This is a genomic window from Exiguobacterium sp. SRB7LM (genome assembly GCF_015712685.1).
In the GTDB taxonomy this organism is placed as follows: Bacteria; Bacillota; Bacilli; order Exiguobacteriales; family Exiguobacteriaceae; genus Exiguobacterium; species Exiguobacterium profundum.
On record NZ_VWVR01000002.1, the window covers coordinates 40,429 to 52,500 of the forward strand.

19 protein-coding genes (1 of these 19 only partly in view) are annotated in these 12,072 nt (G+C 48.3%); all 19 read left to right on the forward strand.

The genetic code is table 11. The annotated features are described in order from the left end of the window. The first annotated feature begins 18 nt into the window (after positions 1–18). Positions 19–519 carry a 30S ribosomal protein S5 gene (gene rpsE / locus F3H97_RS00255; protein WP_012727660.1) on the forward strand — a complete coding sequence of 167 codons (501 nt, stop codon included), beginning with the start codon at positions 19–21 and terminating at the stop codon, positions 517–519. A gap of 15 nt (positions 520–534) precedes the next feature. After that, positions 535–720, forward strand: a complete 186-nt coding sequence (gene rpmD, locus F3H97_RS00260) for a 50S ribosomal protein L30 (RefSeq protein ID WP_012727659.1) — start codon at positions 535–537, stop codon at positions 718–720. A 31-nt stretch (positions 721–751) separates the two neighbouring features. Next, on the forward strand, positions 752–1,192 hold the full coding sequence (rplO, locus tag F3H97_RS00265) for a 50S ribosomal protein L15 (protein ID WP_012727658.1): 441 nt from the start codon (positions 752–754) through the stop codon (positions 1,190–1,192). Next, positions 1,192–2,481: a preprotein translocase subunit SecY gene (gene secY, locus F3H97_RS00270; protein WP_012727657.1), complete on the forward strand. Its 1,290-nt coding sequence runs from the start codon at positions 1,192–1,194 to the stop codon at positions 2,479–2,481. Before rplO ends, secY begins: the two co-directional genes overlap by 1 nt. Before the next feature lie 79 nt (positions 2,482–2,560). After that, entirely contained in the window at positions 2,561–3,211 is a 651-nt protein-coding gene (locus tag F3H97_RS00275; RefSeq protein ID WP_012727656.1) for an adenylate kinase, read from the forward strand. Beyond that, positions 3,208–3,966: a type I methionyl aminopeptidase gene (gene map, locus F3H97_RS00280; protein WP_031421863.1), complete on the forward strand. Its 759-nt coding sequence runs from the start codon at positions 3,208–3,210 to the stop codon at positions 3,964–3,966. The genes F3H97_RS00275 and map overlap by 4 nt, the downstream gene beginning before the upstream one ends. A gap of 105 nt (positions 3,967–4,071) precedes the next feature. After that, entirely contained in the window at positions 4,072–4,290 is a 219-nt protein-coding gene (gene infA / locus F3H97_RS00285; protein ID WP_021066622.1) for a translation initiation factor IF-1, read from the forward strand. Positions 4,291–4,320: 30 nt separating this feature from the next. Beyond that, positions 4,321–4,434, forward strand: a complete 114-nt coding sequence (gene rpmJ, locus F3H97_RS00290) for a 50S ribosomal protein L36 (RefSeq protein ID WP_003156543.1) — start codon at positions 4,321–4,323, stop codon at positions 4,432–4,434. A gap of 19 nt (positions 4,435–4,453) precedes the next feature. Then, positions 4,454–4,819: a 30S ribosomal protein S13 gene (gene rpsM / locus F3H97_RS00295; RefSeq protein WP_012727653.1), complete on the forward strand. Its 366-nt coding sequence runs from the start codon at positions 4,454–4,456 to the stop codon at positions 4,817–4,819. A gap of 16 nt (positions 4,820–4,835) precedes the next feature. After that, entirely contained in the window at positions 4,836–5,231 is a 396-nt protein-coding gene (rpsK, locus tag F3H97_RS00300) for a 30S ribosomal protein S11 (RefSeq protein ID WP_012727652.1), read from the forward strand. A gap of 92 nt (positions 5,232–5,323) precedes the next feature. Then, positions 5,324–6,268: a DNA-directed RNA polymerase subunit alpha gene (locus F3H97_RS00305; protein ID WP_012727651.1), complete on the forward strand. Its 945-nt coding sequence runs from the start codon at positions 5,324–5,326 to the stop codon at positions 6,266–6,268. Positions 6,269–6,292: 24 nt separating this feature from the next. Then, positions 6,293–6,646, forward strand: coding sequence for a 50S ribosomal protein L17 (rplQ, locus tag F3H97_RS00310; RefSeq protein ID WP_012727650.1), 354 nt, complete (start codon positions 6,293–6,295; stop codon positions 6,644–6,646). Between the two features lie 69 nt (positions 6,647–6,715). Then, positions 6,716–7,552, forward strand: coding sequence for an energy-coupling factor transporter ATPase (locus F3H97_RS00315; RefSeq protein WP_031421869.1), 837 nt, complete (start codon positions 6,716–6,718; stop codon positions 7,550–7,552). Next, on the forward strand, positions 7,528–8,406 hold the full coding sequence (locus F3H97_RS00320) for an energy-coupling factor transporter ATPase (RefSeq protein WP_078147865.1): 879 nt from the start codon (positions 7,528–7,530) through the stop codon (positions 8,404–8,406). The genes F3H97_RS00315 and F3H97_RS00320 overlap by 25 nt, the downstream gene beginning before the upstream one ends. Then, positions 8,403–9,194: an energy-coupling factor transporter transmembrane component T family protein gene (locus F3H97_RS00325; RefSeq protein ID WP_074035364.1), complete on the forward strand. Its 792-nt coding sequence runs from the start codon at positions 8,403–8,405 to the stop codon at positions 9,192–9,194. Before F3H97_RS00320 ends, F3H97_RS00325 begins: the two co-directional genes overlap by 4 nt. Beyond that, positions 9,191–9,931: a tRNA pseudouridine(38-40) synthase TruA gene (truA, locus tag F3H97_RS00330; protein ID WP_196430270.1), complete on the forward strand. Its 741-nt coding sequence runs from the start codon at positions 9,191–9,193 to the stop codon at positions 9,929–9,931. The genes F3H97_RS00325 and truA overlap by 4 nt, the downstream gene beginning before the upstream one ends. A 143-nt stretch (positions 9,932–10,074) precedes the next feature. Next, positions 10,075–10,512 (forward strand): 50S ribosomal protein L13, encoded by a 438-nt coding sequence (gene rplM, locus F3H97_RS00335; protein ID WP_012727645.1) that lies wholly within the window; start codon positions 10,075–10,077, stop codon positions 10,510–10,512. Positions 10,513–10,537: 25 nt separating this feature from the next. Further along, complete coding sequence (rpsI, locus tag F3H97_RS00340; protein ID WP_012727644.1) at positions 10,538–10,930, forward strand: 30S ribosomal protein S9; 393 nt, start codon at positions 10,538–10,540, stop codon at positions 10,928–10,930. A gap of 134 nt (positions 10,931–11,064) precedes the next feature. Next, positions 11,065–12,072 carry the 5' portion of a P-loop NTPase gene (locus F3H97_RS00345; RefSeq protein ID WP_026824853.1) on the forward strand. The gene runs 24 nt beyond the window's last position, so the window shows 1,008 of its 1,032 coding nt (coding positions 1–1,008); its start codon is at positions 11,065–11,067; its stop codon lies off the right edge, out of view.

The following is a 12,072-nucleotide window of genomic DNA, read 5'->3' on the forward strand; positions in this document are numbered from 1 at the left end:
AAAAGGAGGGGACACTCGATGCGCCAGTTAGACGTTAACATGGAACAACTTGAAGAACGCGTTGTTACCGTAAACCGCGTCGCGAAAGTCGTAAAAGGTGGCCGCCGCTTCCGTTTTGCTGCTCTCGTAGTCGTAGGTGACAAAAATGGTCACGTCGGTTTCGGTACAGGTAAGGCACAAGAGGTGCCAGAAGCGATTCGCAAGGCTATTGAAGCCGCTAAGAAAAACATGGTACAAGTACCTATGGTTGGTACAACAATTCCACACGAAATCACAGGAGTATTCGGAGCAGGTCGTGTATTCATGAAACCAGCTTCTGAAGGTACTGGGGTTATCGCTGGTGGTCCAGTTCGTGCGGTGCTCGAACTTGCAGGTGTAGGTGACATCCTTTCGAAATCGTTAGGTTCAAACACACCGATCAACATCGTCCGTGCGACGGTACAGGGCTTGACTGAGCTCAAAAAAGCAGAGGAAGTTGCTAAACTACGTGGTAAAAGCGTAGAAGAACTTCTTAACTAAGGGAGGGAACTAGACATGGCGAAACTCGCAATCACCCTCACACGCAGCACAATTGGTCGTCCGGAAGGTCAGCGTGTTACTGTACGTACACTCGGTCTTCGCAAAATGCATCAAACGGTCGTTGTCCCAGACAACGTCGCGATGCGCGGTATGATCAACAAAGTGTCGCACCTTGTGACTGTAAAAGAAATCAACGAATAATAAAGATTTTAATAAATAAGGAGGTGCCACTATGAAACTCCATGAATTGAAGCCAACTCCAGGTTCACGTCACGAACGTAACCGTGTCGGTCGCGGTATGGCGACTGGTAACGGTAAAACTTCTGGTCGTGGACACAAAGGTCAAAAAGCTCGTTCGGGCGGTGGCGTTCGTCCAGGATTTGAAGGTGGACAAAACCCACTTTACCGTCGTCTTCCAAAACGCGGTTTCAACAACCCAACTCGTAAAGAGTACGCGGTTGTTTCCCTAGACACGCTTAACCGTTTCGAAGCAGGTACTGAAGTTACTCCAGAACTCTTAATCGAGACTGGTGTTGTCAGCTCTGCTAAAGACGGAATCAAGGTCCTTGCTAACGGCAAGCTTGAAACTAAATTGACTGTAAAAGCCAACAAGTTCTCGGGTGCAGCGAAAGAAGCAATCGAAGCAGCTGGCGGTACAGTTGAGGTGATCTGATGTTTCAGACGATCTCCAATATGTGGCGCGTGAAAGATATTCGACAGCGTATTCTCTTCACACTCGCAATCATCATCATTTTCCGCATCGGGGCTCATATCCCGGTGCCGATGGTGAATACGGATGTGTTGCGTTTTGACTCAGGAGGTCTTCTTGACTTCTTGAACTTGTTTGGAGGAAATGCTTTACAGAACTTCTCCTTGTTCGCAATGGGGATCATGCCGTACATTACGGCATCGATCGTTGTGCAACTTTTACAAATGGACGTCGTTCCAAAGTTTGCCGAATGGGCTAAACAAGGAGAGGCGGGCCGTAAAAAGTTAGCGACGGTCACGCGCTATGGGACGATCATCTTAGGCTTTGTCCAAGCGACTTCACTGTCGTTTGGATTTAACCGCCTCTACCCAGGTCTCGTCAATGAGACGTGGGGAACGGCAACTTACTTTGTGATCGCGATTGTACTCACTGCGGGTACAGCGTTCTTGATGTTCCTTGGTGAAATGACAACGGAGAAAGGTGTTGGGAATGGTATTTCCATCATTATCTTCGCCGGTATCGTCGCCGGGTTCCCAAGAATCTTCACGCAGATTTATGAAACAAAACTCCAAAACGCTGGAGATGCATTGTTCATTAATATCGTTTACTTGGTTGTATTGGCACTTGTTATTTTGGCTGTGACGGTTGGGATCATTTATGTTCAACAAGCGGCACGCAAAATTCCAATCCAATATGCAAAACGCACGGCGAACCGTACCCCAGTGGGCGGTCAGTCAACGCACTTGCCAATCAAACTAAACGCAGCAGGTGTTATCCCGGTTATCTTCGCGATTTCCTTCATGGTAACACCACCAACTGTTGCAAGCTTCATTGCTTCGCCGGAGACAACGCAAAAATTACAGACGTACTTTGACACGACGGCGCCAATCGGAATGTCGATTTACGTTGCGTTAATCATTGCGTTTGCCTACTTCTATACATTTATTCAGGTCAACCCTGAGCAAATGGCAGAAAACCTGCAGAAGCAAGGTGGTTATATTCCTGGGATTCGTCCTGGGGCGCAAACAGAACAGTACATCACGAAGTTGCTGTATCGATTGACTTTCTTCGGAGCGATCTTCTTATCGCTCGTGGCGATCATGCCGACAATCTTCATTAAGCTTGCCGGTCTTCCAACTTCCGTTCAAATCGGAGGAACGAGCTTGTTGATCGTCATCGGGGTAGCCCTCGAAACGATGAAACAAATCGAAAGTCAACTTGTAAAACGACACTATAAAGGCTTTATCCGTTAAAGCGGAAGGAAGGGTTGACCCTTCCTTCCTGTCGTGTTTACAAGCCCTTCGTGAAAATCAAAACTGGAGGCTAACCGAGATGAATCTAGTACTCATGGGCTTACCGGGTGCTGGGAAAGGGACTCAAGCTGCTAAAATCGTAGAAGAGTACCAAATCCCTCACATTTCGACAGGCGACATGTTTCGTGCGGCAATCAAAGGCGGAACGCCACTCGGTAAAGAAGCCAAGTCATTCATGGATAAAGGTGAACTCGTACCGGACGAGGTAACAATCGGAATCGTACGTGAACGCCTTAGCCAAGATGACACAGAAAAAGGTTTCTTACTCGATGGATTCCCGCGTACTGTTGCTCAAGCAGAGGCACTCGAAAGTTTGCTTAAAGATTTGGGGAAACAGATTGACCACGTCGTCAACATCGATGTGGATGCGGAAATTCTCGTTCCACGCTTGACAGGTCGTTGGATCTGCCCAACGTGTGGTGCGACATATCACGTGATCTTCAACCCACCAAAAGTGGAAGGCATCTGTGATGTGGATGGGTCGGCACTCATGCAACGTGAAGACGATAAAGAGGAAACGGTTCGCCGTCGCCTTGACGTCAACATCGAGCAATCGAAACCACTCATTGACTTTTACGCTGAAAAAGGGTATCTTCGTACATTGGATGGAGATCGTCCAATCGATGTCGTATATGCCGATGTCAAAGCATTACTCGGTGATACTGAATGATCATCACGAAGACGCCTCGTGAAATTGCGATTATGCGTGAGGCTGGGCAAATTGTTGCTCGAACGCACCAGGTGCTCAAACAGCACATTAAACCAGGAATCACGACGCTTGAGCTCGACCGGATTGCGGAAGATTACATTCGCAGCCAAGGTGCGACGCCATCGTTCAAAGGCTATAACGGTTTTACCGGTAGTGTTTGCGCTTCGGTGAACGAAGAGCTTGTTCATGGCATTCCAGGAAAACGGGTATTGAAAGATGGAGATATTATCTCAATCGATATCGGTGCCTACTATAATGGATACCATGGAGATTCCGCTTGGACTTATCCAGTGGGAACAATCACAGAAGAGACACAGCGGCTACTTGACGTAACCGAAGAAAGTCTGTATAAAGGATTGGAGCACGCCAAGGCTGGAGGGCGATTGACAGATATTTCGCATGCGATTCAAGCATATGTTGAATCACATGACTTTTCTGTCGTCCGCGAATACGTCGGTCATGGTGTTGGACAAAATTTGCACGAAGAACCGCAAATTCCACACTATGGTCCACCGGGGAAAGGGCCGCGCCTGAAGACTGGGATGACGTTAGCCATTGAACCAATGGTTAATGCTGGTCAACGCTATGTTCGAACACTGGCTGATAACTGGACAGTTGTCACCGTGGACGGTAGCATGTGCGCCCACTTTGAGCACACCATCGCCATCACAGACGATGGATACGAGATTTTAACGAAACTCGATTCCGGTGAATGAGGCTCTATTGTTTCATACTGATCCGTTCTGGATCCTTCTCTCACAGTAGATGGCAATAGATCGTCTGTGCTCCTAAAGATTTTCATATAGAAAGGGGAATAAATGATGGCGAAACAAGATGTCATTGAAGTGGAAGGCACTGTTGTCGAACCACTTCCGAACGCAATGTTTAAAGTGGAGTTAGAAAACGGCCACACGGTGCTCGCGCACGTCTCAGGGAAAATTCGGATGCACTACATTCGGATCCTTCCAGGTGACCGCGTAACTGTTGAGTTGTCTCCATACGACTTGACTCGCGGGCGGATTACGTACCGTTATAAGTAACTCCGATTTTTCCAGGAGGAGGGTATACTCATGAAAGTAAGACCGTCGGTAAAACCGATTTGCGAAAAATGTAAAGTTATTCGCCGTAAGGGTAAAGTAATGGTAATTTGCGAAAACCCGAAACACAAACAAAAACAAGGTTAATTTCAGAGGAGGTGCACACATGGCACGTATTGCTGGTGTAGATATTCCACGCGAAAAACGTATCGTTATTTCGCTCACATACATCTATGGTATTGGTAAAACAAAAGCACAAGAAATTTTGAAGGCTGCTAACGTATCTGAAGAGACACGCACACGCGACCTTACTGAAGATGAACTCAACCGTATCCGTGAAGCAATTGACGGAATCAAAGTTGAAGGTGACCTTCGTCGTGAAGTTTCACTTAACATCAAACGTTTGATCGAGATCGGCGCATACCGCGGTATCCGTCATCGCCGTAGTCTCCCTGTTCGCGGTCAAAACACGAAGAACAACTCGCGTACTCGTAAAGGCCCACGCCGTACAGTAGCGAACAAGAAGAAGTAAAGGAGGGAATTGAACAATGGCGAAACGTAAGCAAAACGTACGTTCTAAACGTAAAGTTAAAAAACATGTTGAAGTCGGTGTGGTACACATCCGTTCTACATTCAACAACACAATTATCACAATCACTGATACGCAAGGTAACGCGATTTCATGGGCTACTTCTGGTAACCTTGGATTTAAAGGATCACGTAAATCGACTCCGTTCGCAGCGCAAATGGCTGCTGAAACTGCAGCGAAAGTTGCAATGGACAACGGTATGCGTACAGTAGAAGTTAACGTTAAAGGTCCTGGTGCTGGACGTGAAGCGGCTATCCGTGCGCTCCAAGCTACTGGTCTCGAAGTTACTGCAATCCGTGACGTAACTCCAGTTCCGCACAACGGTTGCCGCCCTCCAAAACGTCGCCGCGTATAATCGCTTGAGCGTGTGAGGGGTTTACCTAGCACGACAGCTTATACTTTAGCAGCTCAAACTGCACGGCAGGATATACTCAAGGAGGGGTTCAGATGATCGAGATTGAAAAACCAAAGATCGAAACGGTCGAAATCAGCGAGGACGCTACGTTTGGTAAATTCGTAGTAGAACCGCTTGAACGTGGATATGGCACTACTCTCGGTAACTCACTACGTCGAATTCTATTGTCATCGCTCCCAGGTGCAGCGGTAACAGCGGTTCAAATCGATGGCGTGCTTCACGAGTTCTCTACGATTGACGGTGTTGTCGAAGACGTCACTCAAATCGTACTCAACCTCAAGAAGTTGGCACTCAAAGTGTACTCGGAAGAAGAGAAAACGCTTGAGATTAACGTTTCAAGTGCCGGTGCTGTCACTGCGGCAGACATTACCCATGATAGCGACGTTGAAATCTTGAATCCTGAGCTCCACATCGCGACTCTCGCTGACAATGCGACGCTTCGCATGCGTTTGACTGCTCGCCGTGGTCGTGGTTACGTCCAGGCAGAAGATAACAAACGTGATGATATGCCGATTGGGGTCATTCCAATCGATTCGATCTATACACCGATTCAACGCGTGAACTACGAAGTAGATAAAACACGTGTAGGTCAAGACGCTAGCTTCGATAAGCTTTTGTTAGACGTGTGGACAGATGGTTCAATTCGTCCGGAAGAAGCTGTATCATTAGGGGCTAAAATTTTGACTGAACACTTGAACATCTTCGTTGGTTTGACAGATGAGGCTCTCAACGCAGAAATTATGGTCGAGAAAGAAGAAGACCAAAAAGAAAAAGTACTCGAAATGACGATTGAAGAACTCGATCTCTCAGTTCGTTCGTACAACTGCTTGAAGCGCGCTGGCATCAACACTGTTCAAGAACTCGCAAACAAATCAGAGGAAGAGATGATGAAAGTTCGTAACCTCGGACGTAAATCACTCGAAGAAGTTCAACACAAGTTGGACGAACTCGGTTTGGGCTTGCGTAAAGAAGACTAAGTTCAACCGAAGGAGGGAAATGTAATGGCTTATTCGAAACTTGGCCGTACAAGCTCGCAACGCAAGGCGCTTTTGCGTGATCTTGCAACTGACCTAATCATCAACGAGCGCATTCAAACAACTGAACAAAAAGCGAAAGAACTTCGCCCAGTCGTTGAAAAATTGATCACTCTTGGGAAACGTGGCGATCTTCATGCCCGTCGTCAAGTAGCTTCATTCGTTCGCAAGGAGAACGCTGGAGAAAAAGACGCAATCCAAAAATTGTTCGAAGACGTGGCACCACGCTACGCTGAACGTCAAGGTGGATACACGCGCATCATGAAAGTCGGCCCACGCCGCGGTGATGGTGCAGAAGTTGTAATCATCGAACTCGTCTAATTCATTAGGCAGTCAACAGGGCATGCGGTGACGTATTGCCCTGTTTCCACATCAGAAAGGAGTCGACCCATGGAATCACAAATTATGGTACGGGATGTCGTATTTCATTACCCTGGACAGTCTGAGCCGGCGCTTAACGGCCTATCGCTCGATGTATATAAAGGGGAATGGCTTGCGATTGTCGGCCATAATGGTTCTGGCAAGTCGACACTGACGAAGTTGTGGAACGGACTTCTCATTCCTGAACAGGGGGAAGTTCGCGTCGAGACACTCGATCCGTCGAACGCCGCAGACGTGTGGGACGTTCGAACGCGAATCGGGGTCGTCTTTCAAAATCCCGACAATCAATTTGTCGGGGCGACCGTGCGCGATGATGTGGCATTTTCTCTCGAAAACATGGGACTTCCACGTCAAGAAATGGTTCGTCGAATTGATGACAGTCTAGCGCGCGTTGGATTATCGGAACTAGCGGACCGTGAACCGCATCAGTTATCCGGTGGACAAAAGCAGCGCGTTGCGATAGCTGCGGCTCTCGCAATGCGCCCGCGTGTCCTCGTGCTCGATGAAGCGACCTCCATGCTCGACCCGATTGGGCGACAAGAGGTATTACAAACGGTACGACAGCTCGTCTCGGAAGGGATGACCGTTGTCGCCATTACACACGAGCTCGACGAAGTGTTGTTTGCTGACCGTATCATTGCATTGTCGAAAGGCAAGATTGCGATGACCGGCACACCTGAAGACGTGTTTCAACATCCAGATACGCTTCGTGACATTCAACTAGATGTCCCGTTTATCGTTCGGATGCAACTCGAACTGAAGGCACGTGGCATTCCACTCGATCGTCTGATGCTACAACATTCGGAGTTGGTGAACCATCTATGCCGATACGCATTGAAGAAGTAACATATCAATACCAAATGAATACTCCGTTTGAACGAACCGCGCTGCGCGATGTGAATGTAACCATTCCGTCGGGAGCGCTTGTTGCGTTTCTTGGGCATACTGGCTCAGGGAAATCGACACTCGTTCAACATATGAACGGCTTATTGCGCCCGACTGACGGACGTGTGGTGGTCGATGATATCATTGTCACCCCGATTCGGACGCGCCGTGACAAGAAACAGAATCTTTTGCCGCTTCGGCGTCGCGTTGGGCTCGTCTTTCAATATCCAGAGCACCAATTGTTTGAAGAGACGGTCGAACGCGACGTCATGTTCGGTCCGCGCAACTTTGGCGCGACAGATGCCGAAGCGAAAGAGCGAGCCCACGAGGCCCTTCGTCTCGTCGGCTTGGATGAAACGTTATGGGACCGTTCGCCGTTTGATCTTTCAGGAGGGCAGATGCGCCGTGTCGCGATTGCAGGTGTTTTAGCGAGCCGGCCTGATGTGCTCATTGTCGATGAACCGACAGCGGGTCTCGACCCAATTGGGAGACGAGACATGCTCGCCTTATTCAAACGTTTACGAGAAGAGTTGAACCTTACGTTGATCCTTGTCTCGCATGACATGGATGATGTACTCGCCTATGCGGAGCGCGTCATCGTGATGGAGCGTGGTCAGGTGGCGTTTGATGGGGACCCGTTTGAATTGTTCCAAGACGAGGTACTGGTGCGACGTCTCCAGCTCGACATCCCGCACGTCTTACGATTCGCTCGTGACATGGCACCGGTTCTTGGAGAAACGTCCATCCCGCTCGTACGAACCGAGAGCGAGCTGGCGGATTGGGTGGCGGAACGGCTGAAAGGGGGAGCGACATGATTATCGGTCAATATATACCCGGACATTCGTGGCTTCATTCCCTTGATGCGCGTGCCAAGACGCTCTTCATTTTAGGATTCATCCCAGTTGTTTTTTTAGCTGACAACTTATGGACGAATTTATTTTTACTCGCGTTCACGTTGTTTGCGGTCAAACTGTCACAGTTATCGTGGCGCTATTTATGGAACGGTCTTCGCATGATCTTATTTTTGATCGTCTTCACGTTGATCTTACAACTGTTATTCAATCGAGACGGGACACTTCTATTCGAATTAGGACCGATTGCGATTTATTCGGAAGGAATTCGAATGGGGCTGATTGTCTCGCTTCGCTTCTTTTATCTCGTCATGTTGACGACACTCGTGACGTTAACGACGACACCGATGGAATTGACCGATTCGATTGAAGCGGGGCTACGACCATTCGAACGGATTCGTGTGCCGGCCCATGAGATTGCGTTGATGCTCTCCATCTCACTTCGTTTCCTACCGACGCTTGCGGACGAGACGGACCGGATCATGAAAGCCCAGCAGGCGCGTGGGGTCGATTTGATGAGTGGACCTTGGAAATCCCGCCTAAAAGGGGTCATCCCGCTCTTGATTCCATTGTTCATCTCCGCGTTTAAGCGTGCTGAGGACCTCGCTACGGCTATGGAAGCCCGTGGTTACCGAGGAGGAGAAGGGCGGACGAGGTTGCGTGAAATGGAATGGCAAATGCGTGACACAGCCGTATTACTCATCTTTATCGCGTTGACGCTCATTTTGTTTGGATTGAGAGGGATTGGATGAGACGAATTAAACTGATTGTCGCCTATGATGGGACACATTATGCGGGATATCAAGTGCAGCCTAATGGCAATACCATTCAAGCGGAGATTGAATCTGTCTTGGCACGTATGCATCGATATCCGGTAAAAATCGTCGCCTCAGGTCGTACAGACGCTCGCGTCCATGCTTTAGGACAGGTGATTCACTTTGACACGTCGTTAAAGATGCCCGCTGAGCGCTTCGTCAAAGCGTTAAACGCCATGCTACCAAACGATATCCTCGTTAAACAGGCAGAAGAAATAGACGATACGTTCCACGCACGTTACGGTGCGAAGCGAAAAGAGTATCGCTATTATATCCGTCAGACCGAGGATCCGTTTCGTCGGCACTATGCTGCGACCGTGACGTATAAGCTGAGCCTTGAGGCGATGCGTCAAGCGATGGAGCGGTTGATTGGGACCCACGACTTTACGTCGTTCTCTGTGACAAAGGCAGAAGTCGAAGATCGGGTCCGTACTATCTATGAAGCAGAAGTGCTCGAAATGGGAGACGAGATCATATTCCGTTTCGTTGGATCAGGTTTTCTATACAACCAAGTCCGCATTATGGTAGGGACGGTCATCGAGGTAGGGAGAGGCAAGTATCAGCCCGCAGATATCACACAAATGCTAGAGGCGAAGGACCGCCGCGTAGCGGGGATTACCGCCCCCCCACACGGTTTGTATTTGTGGAATGTGAATTATGAAAAAGTAGATTGACATTCCCCTTATAAAATCGTATTATATTCATTGGCATTTCATTTTCAAATTTAGAGATGAACCACAATCTTAGCCCCGTAAACTAGGATTATGATAAAGCATCAAAAAATTAAGTGAACAGACATTTCTAGGAGGTATTCCACATGCGCACAACATTCATGGCTAAAGCATCTGAAGTAGAACGCAAATGGCTCCTTATCGACGCAGAAGGCAAAACACTTGGTCGTTTGACTAGTGAAGTAGCTTCACTTCTTCGCGGTAAGCACAAGCCGACTTTCACACCACACGTTGATTGCGGAGACCACGTCATCATCATCAACGCTGAGAAAATCAAATTGACTGGTAACAAATTGAATGACAAGATCTACTACCGTCATTCAGGTCATCCAGGCGGTTTGAAATCACAAACTGCAAAAGAGCTTCTCGCAAAACGTCCAGAGCGTATGCTTGAACTCGCGATCAAAGGGATGCTTCCAAAAGGATCACTCGGTCGTCAACAATTCAACAAACTCCACGTTTACGCTGGAGCTGAACACAAGCACGAAGCACAAAAACCAGAAGTTTACGAACTTCGCGGTTAATCGAGACACAGGGAGGAACTAAACGATGGCAGATGTACGTTACTACGGAACAGGCCGCCGCAAACACTCGGTGGCTCGCGTTCACCTCGTTGCAGGTGACGGTAAAGTTGTTGTAAATGGCCGCGATATCTCAGAATACTTCGGTCATGAGACTTTGATCATGATGGCTAAATCACCACTCGTATTGACTGAAACAGAAGGTAAATACGATGTAATCGTTAACGTTAACGGTGGTGGATACACTGGACAAGCTGGAGCAATTCGCCACGGCGTATCACGTGCGCTTCTTCAAGCGGACCCAGAATTCCGTCCAAGCCTCAAAGAAAAAGGCTTCTTAACTCGTGACGCTCGTATGAAAGAACGTAAAAAATACGGTCTTAAAGCAGCACGTCGCGCACCACAATTCTCGAAGCGTTAATCTTCGCGATGTGGTTCGAACTCTCCATCCTTTCGGGTGGAGAGTTTTTTGTTTGAAATAGTCGATTCCGAACCCGTCAAGAAAACGCTTTTTTTGATATACTGATATCGAAACAGTTAGAAGGGGGAAGCAATATGCTTACAGTAGAGCAAGTACGCGAGGAATTGGCGGGGCTTGTTGATCCGACGATCAACCGAACGCTTGGAGATACAGCAGGGGTAAAAGACATCCGAATCAAAGAAGACTATGTCAGTGTAAAAGTGGCACTCGGTCAAACTGGGAGCGGGGAACAGCTTCAGTTACAACAAGAAATCGTCACGTTGCTCAAGGGGAAAGGCTTTAAGACGGTCGGGCTTCGCTTTGAGGCATTGAATGATGAAAGTTTGAAAGAGGCGACGAAACCGGCAATCCTCCGTGAAAACTCAGGGACGACGTTTATCGCCATCGCTTCTGGTAAGGGTGGCGTAGGAAAATCGACAGTATCCGTCAACTTGGCTGTCGCGCTTGCGCGAGCGGGTAAAAAGGTCGGGTTGATTGATGCGGATATTTACGGCTTCAGTGTTCCAGATATGCTCGGCATCGAGGAACGACCGGTTGTTCGCGGCGAGAAGATCATTCCAGTCGAGCGTTTTGGCGTGAAAGTCATCTCGATGGGATTCTTCGTGGAAGACAATGCGCCGGTCATCTGGCGTGGACCGATGCTCGGGAAGATGTTAAATAACTTCTTCAATGACGTCGAGTGGGGCGATCTTGACTATCTGTTGCTCGATTTACCGCCAGGAACAGGAGATGTCGCGCTCGATATCCATTCCATGCTCCCATCATGTCAGGAATTGATTGTCACGACACCTCATGCGACAGCAGCATTCGTTGCGGCTCGTGCCGGAGCGATGGCAATCAAAACGAACCACAAACTATTAGGTATCATTGAAAACATGGCTTATTTCGAAAGTAAGCTAACTGGTGAAAAAGAATACGTATTCGGTTACGGTGGTGGAGAAAAGCTTTCAGAAGCATTGAAGAGTAAGCTACTTGCTCAAATCCCGCTCGGCCAACCGTACGACAATGAAGAGGACTTTGCACCTTCTGTCTATCGGGATGGACATCCGTTCGAGCATACGTATGATGAGTTGGCGCAAGCA

Coding starts and splice junctions, on each gene's coding strand:
- rpsE (WP_012727660.1), top strand. CDS start 19: ATGCGCCAGTTAGACGTTAACATGGAACAACTTGAAGAACGCGTTGTT.
- rpmD (WP_012727659.1), top strand. CDS start 535: ATGGCGAAACTCGCAATCACCCTCACACGCAGCACAATTGGTCGTCCG.
- rplO (WP_012727658.1), top strand. CDS start 752: ATGAAACTCCATGAATTGAAGCCAACTCCAGGTTCACGTCACGAACGT.
- secY (WP_012727657.1), top strand. CDS start 1,192: ATGTTTCAGACGATCTCCAATATGTGGCGCGTGAAAGATATTCGACAG.
- F3H97_RS00275 (WP_012727656.1), top strand. CDS start 2,561: ATGAATCTAGTACTCATGGGCTTACCGGGTGCTGGGAAAGGGACTCAA.
- map (WP_031421863.1), top strand. CDS start 3,208: ATGATCATCACGAAGACGCCTCGTGAAATTGCGATTATGCGTGAGGCT.
- infA (WP_021066622.1), top strand. CDS start 4,072: ATGGCGAAACAAGATGTCATTGAAGTGGAAGGCACTGTTGTCGAACCA.
- rpmJ (WP_003156543.1), top strand. CDS start 4,321: ATGAAAGTAAGACCGTCGGTAAAACCGATTTGCGAAAAATGTAAAGTT.
- rpsM (WP_012727653.1), top strand. CDS start 4,454: ATGGCACGTATTGCTGGTGTAGATATTCCACGCGAAAAACGTATCGTT.
- rpsK (WP_012727652.1), top strand. CDS start 4,836: ATGGCGAAACGTAAGCAAAACGTACGTTCTAAACGTAAAGTTAAAAAA.
- F3H97_RS00305 (WP_012727651.1), top strand. CDS start 5,324: ATGATCGAGATTGAAAAACCAAAGATCGAAACGGTCGAAATCAGCGAG.
- rplQ (WP_012727650.1), top strand. CDS start 6,293: ATGGCTTATTCGAAACTTGGCCGTACAAGCTCGCAACGCAAGGCGCTT.
- F3H97_RS00315 (WP_031421869.1), top strand. CDS start 6,716: ATGGAATCACAAATTATGGTACGGGATGTCGTATTTCATTACCCTGGA.
- F3H97_RS00320 (WP_078147865.1), top strand. CDS start 7,528: ATGCCGATACGCATTGAAGAAGTAACATATCAATACCAAATGAATACT.
- F3H97_RS00325 (WP_074035364.1), top strand. CDS start 8,403: ATGATTATCGGTCAATATATACCCGGACATTCGTGGCTTCATTCCCTT.
- truA (WP_196430270.1), top strand. CDS start 9,191: ATGAGACGAATTAAACTGATTGTCGCCTATGATGGGACACATTATGCG.
- rplM (WP_012727645.1), top strand. CDS start 10,075: ATGCGCACAACATTCATGGCTAAAGCATCTGAAGTAGAACGCAAATGG.
- rpsI (WP_012727644.1), top strand. CDS start 10,538: ATGGCAGATGTACGTTACTACGGAACAGGCCGCCGCAAACACTCGGTG.